This is a genomic window from Bacteroides faecis MAJ27 (assembly GCF_900106755.1).
GTDB classification, from domain to species: Bacteria; Bacteroidota; Bacteroidia; order Bacteroidales; family Bacteroidaceae; genus Bacteroides; species Bacteroides faecis.
In genome coordinates, this window is the sequence record NZ_FNNN01000001.1 from 209924 (window position 1) to 236181 (window position 26258).

The 26258-nt window shown below is 37.0% G+C and carries 15 protein-coding genes; all 15 read right to left on the reverse strand.

The window, feature by feature from the left end; translation table 11 throughout:
- Nucleotides 1–3: 3 nt before the first annotated feature.
- Nucleotides 4–1800, reverse strand: coding sequence for a RagB/SusD family nutrient uptake outer membrane protein (locus tag BLW31_RS00595; RefSeq protein WP_022301539.1), 1797 nt, complete (start codon nucleotides 1798–1800; stop codon nucleotides 4–6).
- A gap of 6 nt (nucleotides 1801–1806) precedes the next feature.
- Nucleotides 1807–4941: a SusC/RagA family TonB-linked outer membrane protein gene (locus tag BLW31_RS00600; RefSeq protein WP_010536678.1), complete on the reverse strand. Its 3135-nt coding sequence runs from the start codon at nucleotides 4939–4941 to the stop codon at nucleotides 1807–1809.
- Nucleotides 4942–4965: 24 nt separating this feature from the next.
- On the reverse strand, nucleotides 4966–6018 hold the full coding sequence (locus tag BLW31_RS00605; protein WP_010536677.1) for a DUF4961 domain-containing protein: 1053 nt from the start codon (nucleotides 6016–6018) through the stop codon (nucleotides 4966–4968).
- Between the two features lie 17 nt (nucleotides 6019–6035).
- Nucleotides 6036–6488 (reverse strand): DUF5004 domain-containing protein, encoded by a 453-nt coding sequence (locus BLW31_RS00610; protein ID WP_010536676.1) that lies wholly within the window; start codon nucleotides 6486–6488, stop codon nucleotides 6036–6038.
- 29 nt (nucleotides 6489–6517) lie between these two features.
- A complete protein-coding gene (locus BLW31_RS00615) occupies nucleotides 6518–8374 on the reverse strand; it encodes a RagB/SusD family nutrient uptake outer membrane protein (RefSeq protein ID WP_022301540.1) in 1857 nt (618 codons plus the stop codon).
- Nucleotides 8375–8591: 217 nt separating this feature from the next.
- Nucleotides 8592–9920, reverse strand: coding sequence for a DUF5005 domain-containing protein (locus BLW31_RS00620; RefSeq protein WP_010536674.1), 1329 nt, complete (start codon nucleotides 9918–9920; stop codon nucleotides 8592–8594).
- 26 nt (nucleotides 9921–9946) lie between these two features.
- Nucleotides 9947–10975, reverse strand: a complete 1029-nt coding sequence (locus tag BLW31_RS00625; protein WP_010536673.1) for a BT_3044 domain-containing protein — start codon at nucleotides 10973–10975, stop codon at nucleotides 9947–9949.
- Between the two features lie 19 nt (nucleotides 10976–10994).
- Entirely contained in the window at nucleotides 10995–13046 is a 2052-nt protein-coding gene (locus tag BLW31_RS00630; protein WP_010536672.1) for a RagB/SusD family nutrient uptake outer membrane protein, read from the reverse strand.
- A gap of 31 nt (nucleotides 13047–13077) precedes the next feature.
- Nucleotides 13078–16179, reverse strand: a complete 3102-nt coding sequence (locus BLW31_RS00635; RefSeq protein ID WP_010536671.1) for a SusC/RagA family TonB-linked outer membrane protein — start codon at nucleotides 16177–16179, stop codon at nucleotides 13078–13080.
- Between the two features lie 31 nt (nucleotides 16180–16210).
- Complete coding sequence (locus tag BLW31_RS00640) at nucleotides 16211–17581, reverse strand: IPT/TIG domain-containing protein (RefSeq protein ID WP_010536670.1); 1371 nt, start codon at nucleotides 17579–17581, stop codon at nucleotides 16211–16213.
- Between the two features lie 183 nt (nucleotides 17582–17764).
- Nucleotides 17765–19525 carry a hypothetical protein gene (locus BLW31_RS00645; RefSeq protein ID WP_010536669.1) on the reverse strand — a complete coding sequence of 587 codons (1761 nt, stop codon included), beginning with the start codon at nucleotides 19523–19525 and terminating at the stop codon, nucleotides 17765–17767.
- Nucleotides 19526–19558: 33 nt separating this feature from the next.
- A complete protein-coding gene (locus tag BLW31_RS00650) occupies nucleotides 19559–20230 on the reverse strand; it encodes a GDSL-type esterase/lipase family protein (RefSeq protein ID WP_229035514.1) in 672 nt (223 codons plus the stop codon).
- 354 nt (nucleotides 20231–20584) lie between these two features.
- Nucleotides 20585–21451: an alpha/beta hydrolase gene (locus tag BLW31_RS00655; protein ID WP_010536667.1), complete on the reverse strand. Its 867-nt coding sequence runs from the start codon at nucleotides 21449–21451 to the stop codon at nucleotides 20585–20587.
- Between the two features lie 9 nt (nucleotides 21452–21460).
- Complete coding sequence (locus BLW31_RS00660; RefSeq protein WP_022301543.1) at nucleotides 21461–24139, reverse strand: family 78 glycoside hydrolase catalytic domain; 2679 nt, start codon at nucleotides 24137–24139, stop codon at nucleotides 21461–21463.
- A 70-nt stretch (nucleotides 24140–24209) separates the two neighbouring features.
- Nucleotides 24210–25616 (reverse strand): SGNH/GDSL hydrolase family protein, encoded by a 1407-nt coding sequence (locus BLW31_RS00665; protein ID WP_022301544.1) that lies wholly within the window; start codon nucleotides 25614–25616, stop codon nucleotides 24210–24212.
- Between the last annotated feature and the right edge of the window lie 642 nt (nucleotides 25617–26258).

Below are 26258 nucleotides of genomic sequence, written 5' to 3' on the forward strand. Positions count from 1 at the left end.
ATATTACCACTTCGGATTTTGAATCATGTTATCATTCTTAACTACCTCATTATATGGGATCGGATATAAATAGCGTTTCACATCAAACGTCGTACTTAGGACATCCACTTCATTGAAACTCGTAGTATTTCCTTTTACCCTAATCTCCAAACCTTCCAAAGGATTCTTAAATATCTCTTCAGCAATTCTCCATCTGCGAATATCCCAATATCGTTGTTCTTCAAATGCCATTTCAATACGCCGTTCGTTTTGAATCACTTCACGCATCTCTGCCTGTGTCATATTTTTCTTAAGCCCATAAGGAGATTCATCATTACCTGCTTCAATACCAGCACGTGCCCGTAATGCAATGATAGCATCGTACACATCCTGAGAAGGAGAAGAAAGGTACTCATTCATTGCCTCTGCATAATTCAACAACATCTCTGCATAACGAAACATAACCCAAAGATGTATCTTATTCCCATATTGAGACTCTTCACCGAATTTACCCATAAACTTACACATATAATAACCCGTCTTAGAATATTCAGCAGAGTTAGATGGATTATTAACTCCTCCGATTGAAATATCAAGCGTATTATTCAACCAAGATGACCCATGATGCAGTATTGTATAATCCAAACGCGGATCACGGTTTTCATATGGATTACTCTGATTAAGAGTATATTTACTACCTTGTCCAGCAAACATACCATCCTTCATAGGGAAAGCGTCTACCAAATTTTGAGTTGGAAGCGTACGTCCTTTACCTAAATTGTCACCAGAAAATCCTAAAGGCCCATTATTGCTTTCTATAGACTTATCTTCACCCCCCGGACGATAAAAGATGACTTCAGGATTATTAGTCTTATTATAAAAACCTAAAAAGACGTCACGAAAATCCCGATTATCGCCATCAGATGTAGACTGTGTTAAACCATATGCCCCATTACCATTCGGACCGTACTCATCAATAAATGTCTTGGCAGCTTTAGCCGCATCATTCCAACGCTCTCTATCATAAGAAGCATAGCCTATCAATTCATTACCAATCTCAATAGGACGTTCATTAAATAAAGGACTCGCTGCATATAATAGCACTCGAGACTTTAAAGCTAGACAAGCCTCACGAGTAGGAGTATGTGCATATTGTTCAAAATCAGGCATTGGATTGGTACGCAAATCATCTTTAATATCATCTAATTCATCACAAATATACTGTACACATTGCTCAAAAGTATTTCTTGGGATCTCCATATCATCACCCAATATATGTACATCATCCCCCATCAAAGGAACACCACCATAGCGTTTCACTAATTCGAAATAGAAATAAGCTCTCAAGAAACGCGCTTCTGCTTTCATTGTAACATTCAATGGTTTTGTTTCTCCCTTTGCGTTCTTATAAGTCAGCATAAAAGGGACAACATCAATATGATTAATTAGAATGTTTGCCTTACGGATTCCTGAATAATACTCTTTCCATCGCATGTCCGATTCAACACGTGTACTCGCAGTATACCGTCCCATTGCCAACTTATAAACATCCGGGTCAGAAACATTTATAGATATAGCATCATCAGACGCAGCATCTAAATAATCACTTCCTACACGATTGTGCCCGTTTTGCAACGTAGCATAAATATTATTCATAAACTTTACCGCATTCGTACCAAGAGAATCGGTTTTTGAAAATACAAAATCAATTGATACCAGTTCAACTGGCTCTGGTTCATACCCATCGGTACAGGATACAGCTGTAAACAACAATCCAGCTCCGATTAGCGTCAAATATTTATTTCGTATCATAGATATCATAGTATATTAGAATTTAACATTAATACCTGTGCTGATGCAACGTTGTAGCGGATAGTTACCGAAGCTAACTTCGGGGTCAACGAGTTCATTAGCAGCTTTTGTGAATAAGTTTTGTCCACTTACGAAAACCTTCACACGTGCTCCACCTAAATAATTACGACAGAATGAATCAGGTAAGTTATATCCTAAACTAACATTTTTCAACCGAATATAATTACCGGAACGTAACCAAAAAGAAGACCCCCAGCCATTACCTTGATTATACTTATTACCACCAGCACTCAACCTCGGGAAAGTTGCTGTAGCAGCAGTTTCTGGAGTCCATCGATCTAACATGTTTTCATATGCCTGTCCATAAACTTGTCCTTGAGTTTGAAAACCTTCCAATAAATTCCAATCACTCATTAAAACATCTTTATTGTACACTCCTTGCCAAAACATTGAGAATTCTAATCCACGCCATTCGAAACCTAAATCAATACCAAAATAAGAGAGTGGTTTATCGCCACCAATCATTACCTTATCAAAGTCATTGATAACTCCATCGTTATTCTGATCTTTGTACTTGATATCACCAGGCTGAATATTGTTAAATCCTTCAATTACAGGACTCTTTGTAATTTCGTCTTGAGAAGTGAAAAAACCTTCTGCCACCAAACCGAAGATTGCCCCTTTGGGTTTACCTGTAGTACGCAGATATTCATAAGGCACTTTTTGTTCGTCTTTATATAACACTTTACTTTGCTCACAACTCCAGTTAGCAGATGCATAATAATTAAAATCGCCAACGTGATCTTGATAGGTAATTGAGAATTCACCTCCATACCAACGTTCTTTAGCAATATTTTCATCTGGATAATTCTGGCCAATTAGTTCGATACTTTTTCCACGAGCCTGCAACAAGTCATAATATTTATCATTAAAATAATCAGCAGTTACCTGTAATTTATTGTTAAACAAAGCTATATCTACACCAATATTCAGTTTATTACCTTTTTCCCACGTTTGATATAAATTCGCCAGTTTATCTTTTTCTGTAAAACTTCCTGAACTTTGTCCTAAATTAGTCCCCAACCGATAATCATCACCTCCTGAGGAATAAGTCTGATAATACGTATAGTACCCAGCATTGTTCATACCATTACCTGTTTTACCATACACACCGCGTATCTTTAGTTGATTCAGCCACTCACAGTTTTCCATAAAATTCTCTTTGCTGATATCCCATCCTAAACCGAAAGCATAAAAGGTTCCCCACCTTCTGCCTGGAGCATAACGATTGTAATAACTTTCACTTAATGCTACCTGTGCAAAATATCGCCCCGCATAATCATAAGAGACATCACCTATAATATTTGATGGATATTCAGGAAGATCCCAGTTAGTAAGAGTATTTCGCGTATCTCCTAGAACACTGGCCTTAAATTTGTGCTTATCAAATTGACGTTCATAATCAACAGCAAGTTGACCATACATCTGCCGATAGGTAGACACAGAACTAAATGAATTTGATTGCGTTTTCTTTTCTCCATACCGAGTATAAACGTCATTGCCATCCTTATCAATAGTATAATCAAAAACTTCAGAAGTTTTTGTTCGTTTCGTAGTCGAACGATTCTGAGAAGTTACACTACCTACCATACGAACAGACAAGCCTTTAACTAACTTGCCAAAATCATAGCGCAAATTAATAGCTCCCAATACATCCCGAGCCCCATCTGTTATATAACCAGAGTTAATAGTCTGCGATAGCAAATTATTATTGAACGACTGACTACCTCCCCATGATCCATCCGGATTTGTCACAGGATATGCATTACTTGGAGTAGAATAAATTGAACTGAGAATATCATCATACCCATTTCCAGTCCCTCCTGGTTGGGTACCTTCTTCTATACGTCCCATCAAAGTAACTTTTGCAATCAAATCATCAGTTATATTGATGTTCACTTTAGAAGAAATCATATAACGATCAAATGTCATATTTGTATCGTGAGCATCTCCACCTGGATTTTTAAATAATCCATTTTCACCTACATAGCCTACACTAATAAAATATTGTGCGTACTTGTTACCACCTGTAGCATTCAAATTATAAGACTGAGTAGTCGAATTTTTGTTCATCAGTTCATCACACCAATTCACACTTGGATGTGTATACGGGCTGGAATGATCACGAAACTTAATAAAGTCATCATAAGAATAAAAGGGATTTTTACCATCATTCAGCAACGCCTCATTCAATAAATAAGCATATTGAGAAGTAGACAGCGGATTTAGTTTTTTCACAGAACTCTGCACACCAAACCGTCCAGTAAACGATAACTGAAATCCCTGTTTGATAGGATCTTTAGTAGTAATTACTAATGCACCACGAGAACTGCGCATCCCCAAAAACATAGATGACAAAGCATCCTTCTGAATTGATACCGATTCAATAGCATCAGGATCGATAGAATACAATTCTCTTTGCACACCATCCACTACCACCACCGGTGCATTGTGGCGTGATAGAACATTAAATTCCGTATTATCACTATATGCCTCTTTACCCAATGTAGGGCTATTAAAGTTAAAGATGGTTCCAGAAGAACTGGATTCAATTTGACTCTTACGTGCACCACGAGTACGTACAATATCTAATCCTAGTAAACGCCCTTGTAATGAAGGAAGAATAGTAGTTCCCATCAATGAACTAACCTGATCTGTATAAACCGTAGCAGCTGAACCTAAATAGCTTGCTTTATCTTTCGTATCATAAGGTCCATTTATTACATCTGGAAATTTCACGAACTCTTCTGTCAACGTTACTTTAAAAATACGTTCCAGATTTCTTAGCTTGTTCACCTTAATCTCCTTATGTAAAAAACCTGGATGAGAAAAACGAAGCATATCGCCCTTCTTATACTGAAATTCAAAAGCTCCATCATCACCTGTCACAGTCTTAAAATCAGTATTCTTCATCGTGATTACAACACCCGAGACAGGATTGCCATATTGATCGATTACCTTACCTGTAATATTAGCCGTTCCTCCTGCTTCTTGAGCCACCGCATTCAAATGTCCCAAGCCAAATAGTAGCCACATTACAAACCATGTGAAACAGTACCGACTATTTCTTTTATTCAAAATATTACGCATATAATCTTTTTTTAAGGTTAAACTCTATTCACATTGAAACTCAAATACGAAAGGCTCTTTTATTCCTTCTTCTACCTCTTCTCCTTCATTATCTCTACTGTCATCTGACTGGGAAATAGATACTGTTCCATCTTCATTTGTGAAAATATACTCTATACGAGAAATTGTTTCACCGTCCGGAATGTTAAAAAATCCACCAGGCCAAAGAGTTACATTATATCTTGGCAATTTCGTTTCTCTTTTCATCAGTGTTTTCGCACTCTTTTCATTGACTGTATATATCTTTCCTTCTATCGTATAAGCAGTAGCTTCTATATACACATTCTCAGCTTTTATCAATTCATTGGTATTAATATCCCCTTGAAAAGTGAATGTTACATAATCATCTTGTAAAGCAGACAAAGGTTCAATTTGATAATAGTGCGTAGAACAAAAATCAATCACAGTACCTGATCCTTCTACCACTTCAAAGCAATCATCAGCATCCTTAACAGAATAATGAGCCTCGTCTCCTCCAATCCCATCACTAGAGTGATTGATAAAAAAACTTGGTCGGAATTTTAAGTTACTTTTTCCTGAATTACACTTAATTGTTACTGTATAATGTATTGTTCCATTTACACTAGAATAGTTATCTGATTTAAATGCAATCCATTCCATATCGTTCAAGACATTGCCTCGTACACCATATTTTTTTTTCAATGCCGCTGACCAACTCATACCTTTATAATTTGCAGGCTGTTCAGTATCCGGAATTACTGTCATTTTGTGATCCACTTCCGTTTCATACCTATCTTCTCTGTATGTCACAGTTGCATTCTGACGTACATTCCAACTTCTTGGAGCCAAGAATCCAACAATAAACGTTTCATTGCTTGCATCACCATCGATGTTTATTTCTCCACTAAACGTAAAAGTTGCAATTTCACCAGCCTTAATATAGGCAACCATCTCTCCAGCCTCGTTCTCTTGTCTAACATTTACCTCCTTAATCAAAAAGGAACATCCAAAGACTATTAAGGAAAGTACCAACAAAAAAGAGATTTTTATTCTATGTTTTTTAAAATAATATTTCATAAGCTTTTCTTTTTAAATCATTCTTCTATTTTTTCAAAAGAATAAACATAAGAGTTGCTCGAGCATCCCGGACTAATTGTAAGGGTTATATGGCGTTTCCCTTGTACAATCGGGTAAGTGATTTCAGTTATTGCTTCTCTTTCAGCACCTTCCTCCTGAAAAGTTAAGAAAAAAGGATATGTCAAATTATCAATTCTCCATGTACCATTTTTCTTTACTAAAAAAGGGAGATAGTTTTCAATATTATATGTATTATCTTTATTCATAATCAGACGAAACTGACTAAAGTCCATCACTTCAGATATATCCGTTCCATTGCGTATAACAGTTTTTAATTGCCACTTCCCATCTAACTGCTTTGGTACTTCCATATAAGAATCAGGAGTTATTTCATCTTTAAATGTATTGCAAGCACTCACAATACCTAATAAGACGAAAAGTAAAACCGTAGTTTGTATTTTAAATCTCATATTTCTTATTTTTAATATAACAATCATTCCTATTCATAATAAGGATTCTGCAACAAATCCGGTGATTTCACAGTCTCTTTATAAGGTATTGGATAAAAATACATCGCTTTACGGAAGGTATGCTGACGAGTATCAATGATTCTTCCTGTCTTCTGCTCACCATTTCTTGTGATTTCAAAACCATGCATCATCCTATTATCTGTATCTTCAGCAATCATCCAACGACGTACATCAAAGAAACGATGTCCTTCAAACGCTAAATCCAACCGACGTTCCAACCGGATAGCTTCTGTCATATCAGCCTGACTCATATTATTTTCAATTCCATATGTTCCATCCTCGCCAGGCTCTATGCCAGCACACTCACGTATCTTTCTCAATACAATATACGGGCTAATTTCTTGATCTCCTAGTACATCTTTATGATCAGGTCCATAATATTCATTAGCAGCTTCTGCATAATTCAGCAAAATTTCAGTATAACGCATCAATGGTCGTGCTTGCGAACCTCCATAAAGCATTTGATTTGCCATTGAACCAAATTTCAAGAATTTATGTGTATAATACCCTGTCGGAGTCCCTCGATAGATAGCGTCCTGTTGTGTTCCCACAGATATATTAATTTCAGTATCCTGCATATTACTCTTCATTATGCATCCATCATAAGTAACAGTGAACATGAAACGAGGGTCACGTTTGTTAGCAGGATTCGTAGGGTCATAATCTGGACTATCCTTAGTCGGTGTGCCATCTGCCATTGGGAAAAGTTCAGCCAAATCATGATAAACATACCCTCCAATACCATTTCCTCCTGTACTAGGAGGAGCAAACCATCGGTTTGTATCTATACTAGCTCCTGCTTTCTTTTCAAAGATTGTACCGCAATAAACCTCCGTTCCCACTTTTCCATAATAATCAGCAGGTAACAACTGTGCATAATATCCCCATCCCGGATAAGCCTCATTATTCTCATCTTCATTACGGATGTACAAATCATACTGCTTCATCTTTATCACATCAAGGGCAGCATCTACAGCTATCTTCCAACGCTCCTTATCATAAGTAGGATACCCTAACAATTCTTTCGGAAAATCAGTAGGCGCAAAATCACTACCGTTGAATAATTTGCTAGCAGCGTACAAACGTACACGTGAAATTAAGGCTTTACAAGCTCCTCGGGTTACACGTCCAAATTTGTTTCCACTTCTTTCAACTGGCAATGTTTCTGCAGCTTTATTAGCTTCATCCACAATATACTCAACGCAATCCGCATAAGAGTTACGCTCCTTGATTGCTTCTTCTACAGTTTCATAAACATCATCACCAATTAAAGCCACACCACCATAATGTCTTAATAGCATTGCATAATACCAAGCACGCAAAAAGCGTGCTTCTGCTTTATACTCTTCCTTTGCCGCTTCAGCCATTCGGGATCCATCTGCATATTTAAAAAACACATTTACTCGACGAATATTTCGATATGCAATTCTCCAAACATCGTCCTCAGAAATAGTAACAGGATTGACTGTTCCAGTAGCGAACATTACATCTGTCGTAAGCCCGGTACTAGCTTTATACGCAGCTTCATCACAACTAGTCTGCAATCCTCCATGATCATTATACTGATCTTTATACCGATTATGTTGGATATCAAAACCAATATCCACATAAATCTGGTTTAAGAAATCTGCCGTATAAGTACTATCAGCGAATACGGTTGCCTGATCTAAGTCCGTGGTTTCTGTCTCACCCAGAAAATCATCTGAGCAAGACGAAAAAAGCCACACACCTACAATAGATAGGAATAAATAAAATAAGCTTTTCATATACATAGAAATAGCGGTTAATAAATTTAGTTGATAAACTCTAAAAACGGTAATATTCATTATTATTAGTTCTTTTTAATATGTGTACTACTTTGTTGTTATTTATATAATGACGATTTAAAAACGATATACCACTAAAACAATTACATGTTTTTTATTAATAAATTTACTTGTATGCAGGAAAGCTCAGAACATATTAAAAAAGAAAGCCATTTCTCCCTTTTATGAAGAAACGACTTTCTAAATCAATTTACCAAGATGAGTCCGTCAGTAGCTATCACTCATCTTCATCATATATACTTTCCCAATTGAAAACACGATAGAAATAAGGGCGGCAAAAGTCAGCACTACCCGGAAAATCAAAATTATCTCCAACAGTATCAGCATCAGTATTAGTAGAAAATACTAATTCACCTTCTCGTGCAAGTTCTAAATGCAGATTTACTCTTAGTAAATCTTTATAATACTGATTACCTATCTTATCTACAGAATAAGGTACATTAAATAAAATCTTTTGATTAGTAAAAGGTCCATAAGGTGTTTCACTACGATATAGATAAACAGAATGACCATAAGATTTGGCCTGTCCTACCATATAATAGTAATCTCCTTTTCTAAAGATCTGTGGCATACTACATACATAATTATTTTCCATTATAGTAGAGCGAGTCCTCTCCTCTTTCGTCGGATACATCTTTTGCCATATAAAGTTACCATTTAAATCACGTATGTAATACTCCCACTCTGAAGCCAAGTCATGAGTAGTGGTACGAGCTACTAATGGTCGATTATTCTCTGTTACGTAAAGATAAATATGCCCATCTTCATCTTTCCACATAGTAGAACCATAGCCAACATCATCTATATTAAATTCTTCATTTTTACTAATTATTTTAAGATAAGTACTATTACCGGGCTGTCCTTCCAAACTATAAACAGCTAGACAAGTACCAGTTCGAGTCATTTTCTCCTCATTATATTTCCCCCATAACATTTGAAGTTCTTCAACCCCATTATTATCAAATACCGTAGCGCCACCTATTTGATAAAAATACTCTTCATCTGTTTCTCCCATAATAGTCTCATCTGGAGCTATGTGTGCATACGCTTGATAATAGCCTTCTCCATCTGGATCATTAGTCTGCACATAATCAACCAACCATCTTAGGTCATCATCCGTTTCTCCGAGACTACCACTAACAGTCGTTTGGACCATAATACTATTATGTGGGAAATTGCAATTCCCCCTTGCTCTTGTTTCAGCATCTACAACTCCATAATAGCTATCATTAAAAGCCCAAAAAACATTTCCATCAGACAATAATGTAGATTGCACACCAATTCCACCATTCCATCCCAATGTACGGGTAAATAGCTTATCATACTTTTTGTCTTTATAAACAAAAACCTCACCACTATGCTGACCCACATTAGGAATTAGCTGCAATTCCCATGCCGAATCCATATTTGGAGGAGTAATCGTTACATCACTATCCACTATTTCTTCATATGCAGTTTGCGCTGCATCATAATCGTTGCATGCAACTAATACCAGTCCTGCAACGAAAGTTGTACATAGAGCACTATATATATTTCTTGTTTTCATAAGATTTATCAATTATTATCAGCCACTCAATTATTTTCGTTAGCAATAGCCACTGGAGACATTACCTCTTTCATTTCATACCAATCATTCGAATTATAATTATAACGATAATTCAACGTAAACTCTTTCTTATCAGGATTATAGTATGATGGAGTATCTTCAATATTTAACACAGTAATTCCACCATTTACATCATACCATTTATCTAATGTCACTTTTTGGCATTTTATATATTCTCCAGTTGGCAACCCATTACTCCCAATAATAGCAACATCAATCATTTCCTCAGGATGAACTGTAACAACGATCCCTTGTTTACGAAGCTCCTTTCTATCCGATGTAAGGGTAGATCCTGTTAAAATACGAATACCATGTTCCGTAACTGGAGCAACCAATTTAGTAGCATTTATTGGTTTATAATCAGGGGCATCATTCTTTTTGTCCAAAGGCTCCCAAGTATCCTTAACCACTCGCAAACTTGTTCCATTCATTGTATAATAGCTTTTTTCCTTGGTCGTTGCATAAGCATTTTTCATAAGTATCTGCATCAATACGTTCCTTCTTTCAGAAGAAATCATGTAATCAGAAACAGAAGCTATTCTTAAAGGAAGAAAGTAATTATCTTCAGGTTCCAAACCATCAATATCCACTTGAATTGGGAATAAAGAATAAGATGAATTTACATTTGGATATAATTTTATAGCCCAATCATCTACCTTATAGTGGTCTTTCGGTAATTCTAAGACATAGTTTTTATAATTATCCCCATATCTCTTCTGATTATAGTCTGATAATACAGTTTCATTCCTTTCTAGTTCTACTGTTACTTCTTTTTCAATTGGAGTCGTACCACTTGCATAAACAGAAAGGTATCCTATCCCTTCCCCGCCAAAAGAAAATTCTTGCTTGAAGATATTATCTTCTCCGCTAACAATATAAATTTCCTTACGATACTGTTCATCCTGATAAAATTCTTGCTCACAAGACGTTAGAACACCAGTAGTTGTCACACCTACCATAAGTATCAATTTATTGATAATTTTCCTATATTTCATAATTTATTCATTTAAAAAATTATTTATCCCAACCCGGGTTTTGATCAAGAACAGAAACTTTTCTAATCTCATCTAGATGCAAAGGCAACCATACCATCTTAGGTTTGAAATCACGTTCAGTTATTGATTTATACTGAATCACGGTAGGTTGGTAAAATCCCTCCCATTCAGCTTGTTCTACATTCAATCCCATTAAAGGTTCCCTTTCTAAATCTTCAACAATTCCCCAGCGCCTAATATCATAATAACGTTGTCCTTCCCAGAATAACTCAATCAAACGCTCACGTTGAATGACTTTGTTAAAAGCATCTGCTGTAGCTAAATCATCTGTTGTCAATCCTGGAATACCTGCACGATAACGAATCTGATTAAAATAATATTTGATAGCTTCTGTATCACGAATATAAGTTTGACCATCAATCTCATGCGCTTGAGTTAAATTATTCAAGGCTTCTGCATAAGCAAGCAATATTTCTGCATATCGAATAATCGGAAATGGCTTATCTTTTTGACGTGCACCACTACCACTCATAGCATCTTGTGGATTTATATATTTTCGAGAAGTATATCCAGTTATATTATAAACATTATTATTAGAATGATTTTTACCTGAATTAGCTCCATTCCAATAATCAATATTAACATTTTTCTTTGCACTTTCAGTAGTAGATCCCATCGGCCACCAAGCATGTGAATAGCCAATATTCACATAGAAACGTGGTTCACGGTTAGTATATGCCAAGTATGTTCCCTGGCTGATTTTATAACCTTCAGATAAAACTTTATCTTCTGTCGTCACACAAGTCTTATCATAAGGACGGGCTATATATGGATATGTACTACTGGAATTTTTGATATCACGCCCATCTGCCATATAAAATTGGTCTACTATACGCTGAGGCACACACAAACAAGAAGAACCTCCAAAATTCAATGGGAATACATAACCCATATGGCTACCCACTTGAGCTGTAGAACTGCACCAAATGAACTCAGGATTTTGATTAATAGAAAGCTCTCCATTGAACATTTCGGCATAGGATCTATAAGGGTCTACAACTTTTTTATCTCCCATCCCTACGCCATTTGGAAATTCAGCAGTAGGAACTCCTTGGGGAAGTGTGACTACATATGTACCATAATTTCCAGATTCAGGATGTTCAACATCAGTGGAAGCAGAAACTGTATATAATTGATATCGTCCTAAATCAATTACTTTTTTCGCTGCTGCAGCAGCAAGTGCCCATTTACGTTCATCATATGTTTGAGAAACATAATATTCTCCATCTGTACAACGCGTGAAATCACCAAAGAATCTACGGGCAGCCTCTCCACCATTATACAATGGGCTAGCAGCTTGTAATCTCACACGAGCAGCTAAAGCTAAGGCAGCTCCTTCTGTAGGAATATATTGATCCATCGAAGTGGTAACATCAGGTAAATTTTTAGCAGCCTCATCAAATTCAGAACAAATATAATCCACACATTCATCGTACGTATTGCGTGTTCTTGCATAATATTCCGCTTCCTCATTATTACTCACAACTTCATCACCTAGCAAAATCATTGGACCATTCTGTTGCAAAATCAAATAATATGCATAAGCTCTTAAGAAACGGCATTTTGCACGAAATTCCATTCTTTCAAAACTATTCATATCACGAACACCATCAATATGTGGCAATATAGTATTCACCTTACGAATCACCTTATAACATTTAGGCCAAATATTGAAATCCCATGTCCAACCGCCCATTGAACTAGAAGTAATCTCATTATTCATTAACTTCGTTCCAGAGAATTGTATAACAACCATGCCATTCCAATCACCACAGCTCACAGCCTCGTCTGAACCTGTAACTCCAGGAGTGTTCCCATATTCCCAATTTTTATCGACAACAGGAAGCAGAGCGGCAGCTCCATTAAAATAACGTTCAATATTACGCTTATTTGCATAAATAGAATCTTCTTGAAAGGTATCCTCAAAATAATCATCTATATTCAAATAATTACAAGAAGCAAAAAAGCCGGATACCAATAACAGAACCGATAATATAAAATATTTTTTCATGGACTAATTTCTATTAAGTTTACATATAGTATTAGAAATTCAAATAAAGCTGCAATGAATAACGTGCAGGCAAAGGATAAGCCTGTCCACAAGAGGTCGCTTGTTCTGGATCAAAGATCTTTACAGAATCCCATACTGCTAAATTTTCACACATCAACTGAATATTCATGGAATTAATACCCAAAATACGTTGTAATGCAGGAACTTTTAGATTATATGCCAAGCTCAACTCCTGCAAACGTAAGTAACGGGCATCACCCATCCAAAATGTAGAAGGTTTCGTATTATTCTCATTTTTCCCATAATACAAACGTGGAAAACGAGCATTTGGATTCTCTGTAGCCTGATTTCCTGAATATTCAGCAGAAATCCAACGATTCTCCGGATTATAAGCAATAGTCATTATATTTCCTTTATCCTTCTGATTAAATGGCATATATCCATCGAAACTTTTACCATCCGAACCACCATATAAGAACTTATTACGTCCTGTCCCCTTGAACAAGACATTTAGTGTCCAACTTTTATAACGAAACTCAGCACCAATACCATACATCAACTGTGGTACCCCTGAATAAGCAAATAAAGGTACTTTATCATCATCAGTAATCTTGCCATCACCATTTATATCTCGATATTTAATATCACCAGGGCGTACCGTACCAAATTGTGTAGGACTCATTTCTACATCTTGTTGATCTTTAAACAATCCCATAGCAACAAATCCACGTTGTACATTATTGGCGTAACCATTATTTTCCAAATATGTATAAGGCTTTTTTGTATCTTCCCAATTTAATATCTTATTCTTGCTTAAAGTAAAATTACTACGTAATATCACATGTGCATCCTTTCCTATCTGTTGATAGAATTCCATATTTCCATCAGCACCCCAGCTCTTCATACGACCTATATTACCATAAGGCATTTGAATCAAGCCTACATAATCAGGAATTTGTTTACGTTCCTGAAAAATTCCATCCCGTGTATCCTTAAAATAATCTAAAGTCAAAGTAAATTTATCCTTAAATAAATGAAGATCCATGCCAACATCAAATTTCTTTGCTTTTTCCCACATCAAATTATTGGCACCAACTTGTTCTTCTGTTAAGCTACCAGTCCCTCCCCAAGGATTTGAAGCATTTTCTTCTTTTATTAGGGTCAGATAAGGAAAACGTCTAGAACTGATGCGGTCATTACCAACAACACCATAAGAAACGCGAAGCTTTAGAAAATTCAACCAACTTACATTTTCACGCATAAATTCATATGAAGATGGTACCCATGCGAAAGCTCCTGCCGGAAAGAATCCATATTGTTTACCTGGTTCAAAGTTTTCAGATCCATTCAAACCAAAGTTCAAATCCCAAAAATATGTATCTTTAAAACCATATGTAAAACGACCAGAAAGACTTTGATAACGTTTTGGTATAGCATTCATGCTTTTATCCGCACCAGTTTCAGATGTATCTTCTATATAATAAAACAATAAACCGCCTACACGATGATCACCAAAGGTACGGTCATAATTAACATTTGCCTCTAAATATAGCTTCCTCCAAACCCAAGCAGCACTACTATATGTAACGTTCTTTTCATCAGCTATTTTCTCAAAACTCAAGGTACCATTAGGGTTACGCTCCTTCAATGCCTCATTTAGTTCCGGCATTTTATAGCGCGCTTCTCCGAATAAGCTTTGTGTATCCCATGATCCCTGTACTTTAGCTGATAGCCCTTTAGTAATCATCGACAAATCCTGTGTAATACCTAAAGTAACTAAATTCCTGGTATTCTGTTCTCTAGCATTACCTGTATAATTCAATAGAACATACGGAGATATTTCATCCTTAGTTCCTGCAGCAGGATAATATCCGTTTGAATAGCGTAATGGATAGCTTATTGGAGTAGTCTTTGCCTGTGAACTCCATAGCCAATCTGTCAAACTGACTCCTCTAGAATATTCCCCCATGCTCGGGCGAGTATTCACCGACATATAGCCAGTTGTTCCAATATAGACTTTAGTTGTTTTAGTCAAATCTATATCCAAATTCAAACGATAATTATAAGTATCATAGCCTACACCTTTATTGTATTTACTATCTTTGGATGGATTATAAGCCGCAGATTCTTTCGACATTCCTAAACTTGCAAAATAACGGGCAACACTGCTACCACCTTGAGCACTTACATAATAAGTTTGCTGGAAAGAATTGGGATTTAAAATAACATCTTGCCAGTCAATGTTTGGGTACAGATCCGGATCTAAACCATATTTTATAATATCCATTTCTGTCTTGTTATAAATAGGAGATAATCCGGTTGCAACAGAAGCTTCATTTGCCATTTCAGCATATTGAGTGGCATTAACATATTCAGGTAAACGTTTTAAATGTGAGATTGTCATATTAGCACGACCACTGATCTTCAATTTGGACTCCAAACCACGCTTCGTCGTTACCAATACTACACCATTTGCACCTCGACTACCATACACCGCTGTAGCCGCAGCATCTTTCAAAACAGAAAAGCTTTCAACATCGGCAGCATCTATCTGACTCAAACTACCTTCCAAACCATCAATCAACACTAATGCACCACTATTAGCACCAAACGTACCAATACCGCGCACCCAAAACTCGGAAATATTTTTGCCCGGTTCACCGCTAGATTGAACGCCAATCACACCTGCAACACGACCTGCTAGTGTATTAACTATATTTGTAGCAGGAACCTCTAGCTGTGCTGGATCCATCGTTGTAATTGCACCAGCAACACTGACCTTTCGCTGTGTACCCATACCTACTACCACTACTTCATCAATATTCTCCGTAGCCGGTTTTAAGGTAACTTTAATGTTATCAATTTTATTCGTTAAACGTTGCTCATAGTTTTCATATCCCAAAAAAGACACAACCACTATATCATATATGTTCACCTTTAACCGAAATTTACCATCAATATTAGTAGTTATTCCCACACCCGGTTTATCTTTAACATATACATTTGCTCCCGGAACCGGTTCATTAAATTCATCGAAGACTGTACCAGTCAACATGAAGCTATGCTCTTTCTGTGCGTGTACTTGTGCTACAAACGCAAGAAGCAAAGCAAAAATTACAAATATTCGATTCATATTATATTAAATATAAAGTTTCACTAATTATTTATTCGACAGCCAATCGACGAATAGCACGGTTCTCTGAGTCACCGATATACATTACATCGTCGTTATCAATACAGATTCCCAGTGGTTTTTTAAATTGAGCATCTTCTGCACTACCATTTACATAACCTGAATTTTGAGGTTTTCCTGCTAATGTAGATACATAACCTGTACTCATTGTTATCTTACGAATACAGTGATTCTCGGTATCAGTCAAAATTATATTGCCTTCGGAATCGACACACATCTGTCCAGGTTTATTAAACATAGCCTGTCCTATCGGTCCGTCCAAATATCCGCTTTTACCTTCTTGACCAGCCCAACATGCCCATTCTTTAGTACGTAAATCATATTTATAAATGCAATGTTTATCGTTATTTGAGAAATAAAAAACATTCTCATCTTGGGGATCGAAAACAAGTCCATAAGCACTACCATCCTTGGTTCCAACCAAATCCCCATTCGTTAGATTCTCTCCCCTAGCATTCTCTACATCAATCCGTACCAGATTTCCACCCAACATTCTTGAATACATTTTTCCATCTGGTCCCATTGTAAAATTACACTTGGCTGCCCATACTCCAAATCCTTCAATATTTGGGAAATTTGAATCATCCCATGAAACAGAGCTTATAGCTGTAGTTGGTGCATAATCCGTCTTAGGGTCAAAATAATTAACATCATGACTATCTCTATTGGCCCAAAACTGATAAACGATTCCCTCCTTACTATTATATCCCAAGATAGGAGAGTTAAACATCGCATTAATATCTGATTTTAGAGATATTAATTTATCAGCCTCCTCATTCAACATAAATGCAGCAAATTTTCCATCATTATCTACTAAAAAGAAAACATTTTTATCCTTATCTACACAAATACACCTGTCAATATTTGCTCTAAATTGTGCTTCCGAAAGTGGTATAGTTCCTGTTGGATTCACCTGCGCTGATGTACTTCCTCCCACTAATGTAGTAACAGTGGTCTGGATATAATAATTAAATGTCTGATTGTACTCTCCCATTTGCTCCTGCACTTGTACTTTAACAACACACTCCGGGTCCTCTACTGTAGATGCACGTTTTGGAGCCAATACCAACATTCTATCATCCTTCACTGAAATTACAGAAGCCTCTTTATCATTGAAAAAGACCTTCACATTTTCCTTACTATTCCCAAAATTTGATCCATTAAGAATCACTTGAGTGGCAAGTTTGCCTTCATTCGGATAGAAATCAGTCAACACAATCGGCTTATTCGGGTCATAGCCCGAAGTTGACTCTTCATCGTCTTTACAAGACGCAAAGCAGCAGCCTACAGCTATGCAAACAAGCCACTGCCATTTAAAACATTTTTGTAATAAGTTTCTCATAGAAAATACCGTTTTTAAGAATTTATATAATAATAATGATCATAGTCTTACTTTTGTTATTTTATGTTTCTTTCTCATACTTTTCGCTACAGTTAATATTAAGACGACTAGAATAATACTAACCACTAAGTAATATTCATTTATTTTTTATTTTCTATAACATATAAGAGGAAAGGTAGAAAGCTATTTCCTGTATTTATCAACTGTCTCTTGTATACCAACCGGAAAACCAAAAAAGTTAGAAGAAATCTTATACAATGAAGGACAATCATCGTTTTCTTTAGATAAGTCATTCCATTCTTTCCACAAACTATCAAATATGGTAATATACTTATCCATTTCTACCCGATTAAAAGGCTTTTTTGTTGTATCTGCCACATAACCACATAGCATAATCTGCCACGAAACAGAAAAAAGCTCATATTTAATGCGCCCATACGAACAGGAAGTACGAATGAAATGATTCAATTCTTCTGAAGGAAAATGTAGTTTTTGAGAGATCTGTTCTATTTCCTTCCAAATACGGACAGCTTCTTCCTTTTCTTTCAGATAAGCATTTACCTGATTTCTTTCAATCATACGATCAAAATAACTCTTTTGATATACATCTCCAGTTATGGTATCATCACGTGTCCAATTAACATAAGTATCTCCCATAGCACTATATTGCCCTTTTATCACTCCATCTTCTGATAACAGGCAAAGCCGACGAAACATCTCCCATTCCGACTCGGGAAGCCCCTTTGCTTTTGCAAAATCATATAGTATTTCCTTTTCTGTTTTCAAAGGATTACTAGCCCAATGCGACATGACATAAGCATTTAATTCAACCCAAAACTCATTTTTGATATAAGGCCCTCCCCAACCACCACCACGTGACCAAGTCCAAATACCCTTAAACAAGGGATTATCTTTCACTTGGTTTAAACAATACGGATTCTTTATACCAGGTTTCTTAAATTCTTCAAAACCATCAATTACTCCTTTGGCGATATAATTTGGATGCGCTCCCTTTCCTTCATATTCACGTTGGCATTGCACTTCTACTACTTGTTGATGTTTACCAATACCTATACAAGGATTAAAAGGAACACCATATTGTCCTGATTCTTCCAGCCAATATTTGTCCAGTGCACTATAATTCATATCAGGATTTACAATTGCTGATCTCCAAAAATCTGTCATGGTGTGTTTGATAGAGAAATAAAGATTGGGATGCGGCTCTATACTGTCTGTAACAGATAAATAATATTTTGGGACCGAGTGCAATTGTCCCATATCCCATGTACGATAAAACAACTTCTTATTACGTCTTTCACAAACTTCTTTCCGCAATAAATTAACTAACGTAATATGGTCATGCATACCGTTTTGTACCGGATGATTACCTACGTAATAAGGAGCATCATGCAGATAAGTTTCTCCTGTACGAATCACTAATCCATCCAATTGTGGAAACGTTTTAAACATTTCCTCCATCAATTCACGAATACAAAACTGAGTGTAAGGTTTCGAGATATCAAGTTTTCCTTGTTCGTTAGTAAGTTCTGCTCTATGTTTTTCTACCAATGAGGAAGGAAGTACTAACATATCAAGCATGCAATATACCTGAAGACCTTCCTTTTTTGCCTCATCATATTTTTTATGGATTATTTCTGCTTTCTCTGCCACCCAGCGCCCGGCTTCAGTAGTATCCGGAAATAAAGAAGGATCAAAACTCTTCCAGTCAATTCCAAACTGCGCAGCCTCAAACAAGAAAAAAACTTTTGCTCCATATTCATTTATTTTCAAGAAAGAAGGATCGAGAAACTTTGATTCTGTCATAGCTTCACCCGGATTATGGTGTACCATATCCATCACAACAAATTTCTGTCGTACACAACCTGTCAGCAATAGATTAGCTGCATAACATGATAAAAAAATAAAATAAATATATCGCTTCATGTGTTGTTTTATAGTATGATTTTTCTCCTACTTCTATTTAGCAAATGGATCTCTTAATTTAGGAGCTTTTTTACCTGTAATAGCTTTATATATATGCTCCGCCAATATGAGCGAACCGTTCTTATTCAGATGCACATTATCCCATACATAGCAAGTTGAATCAACTTTATGCTCTAATGGGCTATACAGATCTACCAATTTCAGATGGAACTTTCTTGCAACGTTCTTTTGGATCGGATAAATTTCATCTGTTATTACCTCATTGCGGATTCCATATAAATTATTACTTGCCGGAATACAACGACATATAATGATTTTCGGTTTAGATCCACACTTCTGGAAAGTAGTGATCATATATTCTAAATCAGTTTCAAATTCATCCTTATATTTCCAATTTTCTGGTTTGGAATCATTAGTACCAAGTTTAATAATTACAACGTTCGGTTGAAATTTCTGTGCATTGATAAATGCATCGGTACTCATATAAGGATGATCACCTTTTCGCAATAAAGTATGGCCCCACTTTCCAAAATTACCAACTTCATATTGATCTCCAAGCATACGAGCCAAAGGAGTCGGATAATTGTCAACCCCTTCGGTGATACTATTGCCAATGCAAGCTATTTTAATCTTATCCTGCGCTACACCGCAAACAGATATGAGCATCAGAAATGCGAAAACTAATATTCGAACTATTTTCGTCATATGATTTTGTATTCTAGTCACTATTTTTCCTGTTTCAACTGAAAACAAAACCGCTTTACCTTTTAAAAAACAATCCACCTATCTTAACCTACGATATTTTGCAAGCTCCCTCCGACTATAGTAAGAGTAATGAGGAGCCAATTTTAGCCGGAGGATAAACTTGAAAATCAATCAAACACCAATCCTAACCTTTTACCTAAATTAAACCCATAAAAAACAATGTTCATATTAAGAACGAGTAAACAGGCAAATACCACTAAAAAGAAATAAAAAAAATATCCATAAATTTTGATTCATAGGACAAAAGGTCTTATTCTCCAAAGCCTATCTCTACAAAACCTACTTTACTTACGCTTAATATTGAGTAAATATTCTGGATACAAACCTCATTACTTCAGGTAACTCCATCCGCCAGTAAGTCCACGAATGCCCACCGTCTTTCACACGAAATTCATGACCAACCTGATGTTGCAACAGCGTGTTATGTAGAAGACAGTTCGTTATCGATAAAAAATCATCGTCACCACAACTGATATACCAGCGAATCCATTTGATGCGGTCTAACTTTTCTTTCGGGGATTTCTCCAAGATAGTTTGTATATCCATTTGTCCGAGAATTTCCGCTTTCTTTTCTTCCGATACCTTCGATAAATCCGATTGATTCTTCATTTGATCGAATGTCCATTCCCCTCCAACAGCACTCAACGGAGCAGCAGCAACGAACATCTCCGGATAATGAAGCGCATAAAACAACGCTCCACCACCTCCCATCGACAAGCCGGAGATAGCACGGTAACGACTTTCAGCACGCACCCTGTACGTTTTCTCTATATGTGGGATTAATTCCTTAAAAAAGAAATCTTCGTAATTATACGTTCCGTCCAGCAAGTTAAAATAGCCTTTATGAACCGTGTCAGCATCAGGCATAACAATAATCATCGGTGCTGATTTCCCCTCAGCAATCGCCTTATCAGCAATATACTGAACCTGACCAAATTGTATCCATCCCGTATGATTGTCACCTAACCCATGAAGCAAATACAATACAGGATAACTACCATCTCCTTCTTCATAGCCTACCGGCAAATAAATGGAGTAACTGCGTTCCATTCCCAAAATCTTACTTTTCACAGTACGTGTCTCATATACTTTCCCTTGTTGAGCAAAGGCCGTAGCAACCAGACACACCGCTAAAAGCGCTGACAATAAATGTTTTCTCATACGTATCTATTATTTCATGTAAATATAGTATTTTAAATTACCTGCGTTTAATTGGATTGTTTTCTTTTCTATACAAACATTCTTCCCATTCATCTTACAAGCAACAGCCTCATCGGGAATACAGAGTGTAGCAGTAACTCCTGCAGGAATATCGACTTGAAGAGTCATAATATTATCTGTCAATTCCCAGTCAACAGCAATCACACCATACGGAGTGTCTTTGGTTATCTTAGCCCAGGTCACACCTTCCGGTATTTGAGGATCGATAAATACATGCCGATAACCGGGTGCTGTCTCATCCATTCTTAGTCCTCCTATTGCCTGATAAAACCAGGCTCCAATTCCATTATAGCAGTTATGCACCCTGCTCCGTTCACCATTCCAAGACTCCCAAGTCGCTGTAGCGCCATTATCTATCATATACAAATAACCCGGATAATCACGTTTCTTCAGCATTTGATATAAAAAGTCAACTTCCCTGTTACGAATAGCCCACTCTGTCAGAATAGGGACACCTACCAGCCCTACAGCAATATGGCCCTTGTACTGCTTTTCAGTATCAGTCATCATCTTTCTTTTCACATCATCGTACAAAGAATCCGGTACAGCTCCTACAAGCATCGGATAACACATGTCTAACTGTGAACCGGTAGAATAGATGCCTTCACTCGGATGATAAAACGTCTGATGAATCAACTCATTAAGATTTTTCCTGCGCACAGCAAACTCTTGTGCTTCCTTTTCTTCTCCAAGCATCAGGGCTATTTTCTCCATTGTCCCCAAACATTCACTGATAAAACAATTATTCACCAGATCAACAGAAGATTGCGCTCCTGCATCCACTCCCATCGGTGCAAGCCAGTCACCAAGATACCAATCACGATATTGAGTGTCAGGCCAGCGTTTCAGCAATCCATCCACTGTATATTTATCCACATATGAGAACCATTCTTTCATTTTTGGATAATAGTTCTTTATCAATCTCGAATCATCGTAATTCACATACGTTCGCCATGGCGCCTGCACAATAAATCCACACCAATACGGACCGCCGCCACCTGCACCGGGATTAGGACCTACATGAGCCAGACTTCCCCCTTCGCGCATTGAATCTCCCCATGTTTGTATCCAGTTTGTGAAAGTCGGCGCTACATCATACATTGTTTGCAAACTCATTGTAGACGAATTTCCATCGCCACCATAGCCTGCTCGCTCCAGATGCGGACAGTCGACCATATATCCGCTAAATGTCAGACACTTCATGGTATATTGAATCATATTATGAATGGCGTTCAAGTCTGCATCCGAACATTCGAAAGTCGCGGTCTGCCGATAATCGCCATAAATCTGGAGAGATTTTATCCATTCAGTTTTCGGTCCTACCGGAAGGTTGGAGATACGGACATAACGATAAGCATGATGATTGAACTTATTCCTAAAATACTCTCCCCTCCGTCCACCGGAAATATAAACATCACTCTCACCCTGTTTGTCAAAATCTCCTTCTTTAGTCAGATTATCACTATATTCCATCGTAACCTCATGCCCCACAGGTAACACCGGCATCTGCATTTCAAACCATCCGGTCTGTATTCTTCCCATATCTACCAACCAAGCACCTTCACTAAGTTTCCTGATAGAAACAGGTTGCAATGTGTGATGTATCTTGTTAGCTTCACACATTTGAGGTGAAACGATGTGTTCCGGTACATTTACTTCCACCACAGGGTACCATTTCATTTTATCCAGAGAATAGGTTGAAAATTCTGTCGGCACTATTCGCCCATCCACTCTTTCACCACCAAATTGCAAAGCACACCAATTACCTGTATCTGAATAACCACTTTCACGTCCGCTCCAAGAAGTGTCGGTTGCAGTTAATACTTTCCATTTTCCATCTTTCAGCATATCCAGTTCCGCTTTTACCAACGGACCGTCATAAGCAGCACCAAAAGTAGTTTTCTTATACCAACCTTGTCCAAGCCATATCAACAGATCATTCTCTCCTTCTTTCAAATAAGAAGATACGTCATAAGTGACCATTAACGAACGTTTATTCAGCTGCGAAACAGCAGGGGTAAGAACATTCTCCGTAACTTTCTTTCCATTGACATATACTTCATGATACCCCAGAGAATTCACATAAAGAAAAGCTGTTGCCAGTTCATCTATTTGCACTTTTTTGCGAAGTAAAGGAGCACAAACTTTGCCTCCTTCCGGGGATGAACCGATATAGGCGCCATGTATCTGTTCCTTATTCAAAAGACCAATAGAAAAACGTGCCACCGTACTCCATTGGGAAACATTTCTTTTCCGGTCCCAGGCACGTACCCTCCAATAGCATAAAGAACGCGAAGCCAGAGGCAAGCCTTGATAAGGTACCATCACAGAAACATCAGATTTCAACTTTCCCGATTGCCATAAGTCCGCCTTCTCCCCTATTAATAGAAGACTATCTGACGCTACCTGAATTTCGTAAAAGGCTTGTCTATCCACTGCCCCATCTCCTTTCAATTTCCAGCTAAAACAGGGAGTAACGTTGTCAATCCCCAAAGGATCAACCATATTCTCACATTTTAATTCCACCAAAGAGAAAGGCCCCCTGTTCTCTTTCCCATGTACAATCTTTGGCGGACACCAAAGACAACATATTATTCCTATGCCTAGTAACAGTTTTTTATTCTTCATAAATAAGTTTCTATGAATATTACAGCTATGGATCATCAGTCCAATACTCTCATAATAAATAATAAATGACTCAATCTATCTTTGTTAACTTGACTTTATGAGTTGTCGGCTTATTCATTTTATAGATTGTATCGACAATGGTCTTCATATATTTACTCCACACTTCGCGTATCTCAGGATACATCGCTTTGGTATACCACTCATAACTCATTCTCAGAAAACCATCTTTAGGTAAATACTCCCTAAGTTTATTTACGGCCTCCTCATTATCAGCAAACAACAGACCTTCCTTTTTCAAGAACGAGTATTCCGTCCACAAATATTCTCTGAAACGTTTTTCCACTTCAAAACGTTCTTCGTTCAGATACATGATTTTCATAGCTTGCTGATACTGGGGTGTATTGGGATAATCGGCCAGATTGATACCATCTTCCAACTGCTCAGATGAAACATTATCAATAAACAATCCGTCTATTGTCAACCGATAATGACCTTTTCCCAGGTTAGTCACCTGCAAACGCTCTTGATTAAATTCTTCCATAAACGGAACTAAATCCATAGCATCGCGTTGTGACCTTTTGTTTCCCCAACCATGTCTTGGAATAGAGTCCAAAGGATAAGGAAGTGAATTTGCCAAATAATCAAAACTTAAACTACCTGCTTCTTTCTTCAGTCCGGAGACTTTACAATTCCTATGACTTAATAGATTCTTGTTATTTGCATCAATCGAAACATCCGATACTTCGACCCCATCCAATCCCTGCGCCTTTAAAAATAAATAAGCCATCACCATCTGCCCGTCATTATCAGGATGGATTCTATCCACTCTACAAAAAGTGAATGTTGAGTCTTTCTTTTGCTCTTCCAGACTTATTTGCACCATCGGCTGATTAAAATCCACAAATCCCCATCCATTCTTCTTAGCCGCTTTGCGCTGGGCATCAATTATCTTTAAAATAGCATCATTTTTATGAAGAAAAAGCAAACTATTCAATTTCGTCGTTTCATCATAAGGTGAACCACCTATCAGCACTTTGGTCATTTTATTCTCTGCCAGCAAGCGTTTCTCTATTTCCCGAAAACTTTCCAATGATTTTTCGATCCGTTGCTCCGACAACTCCTTAGCATTCTCCTTCCAAAAAATATCATACCCTGTGTCATTCATACCAAAAGTCAGAGTCACATAAGTCGGTTTTCTGTCAAAAACATCGTAGTCCAACCGATCTTTAATATCCCATGCACTCTCCCCGCCAATTCCGGCATTCATTATTGTTATCGGCTTGTTTGGGAAACGAGTCATGTAATACAACCACACAAACGAATGATAATGTCCGCCATGGGTTATACTATTTCCAACAAAAACTACCCGTTCTCCTTTTTTAAAGGGAGGAATTGCCGATTGTGCGCACAAGCTATTACAACAAGTGCAGACTAGAAACAGCAGGAAAAATACCTTTACGTTTATTTTACAGTTCATTTGATTATATGCTTTATTACAAATTTAATTATTTATCCTTCAAAACATTCTCTTTTCCAACTTTGAATGAAAAAGAATCTTGTTTAAAAAGACGATTCAAGTTTACTTAACCACTAAAACAGATCTTTTATTTTTCCTGCAACTTCCACTAGGAAAAATCAATTTCTTATTGTCACTTGTCACTTTTCAGAGATAACCATTTATCAATCAAACGAATATCGGTGATAATAAGCAGTGACAATAAGAGTGATAATAAGATTTTCGAAGTTTCTATTGTCACTTCCAGTCTACCCACATCAAGTATGCCCACTGATTTATACAACCTTAACGTCCTATTTTTCTTCGTTCTGTCCGTACACAAAACTATTTATCATAGCACATATTAAAACAAATGACGGTAACATTAATACATAAAGAAGCTTTGACGAATAAGCTTTGTCAGTAATATGTCTTCGTTTCACGTACATGGAGCATTCGGACTATGTACGTGATCTGATGGGATTACGTATGTGAAACGATGGGATTACGTACATGAAACGAACTATTGCTAGTACCAAAAGGCATTAAGCAAGCATACATACTAGATTAATAAGTCAATCATTGTCTATTAAATCAAGCAGGTTATTCAAGGTAAAGCGTTCA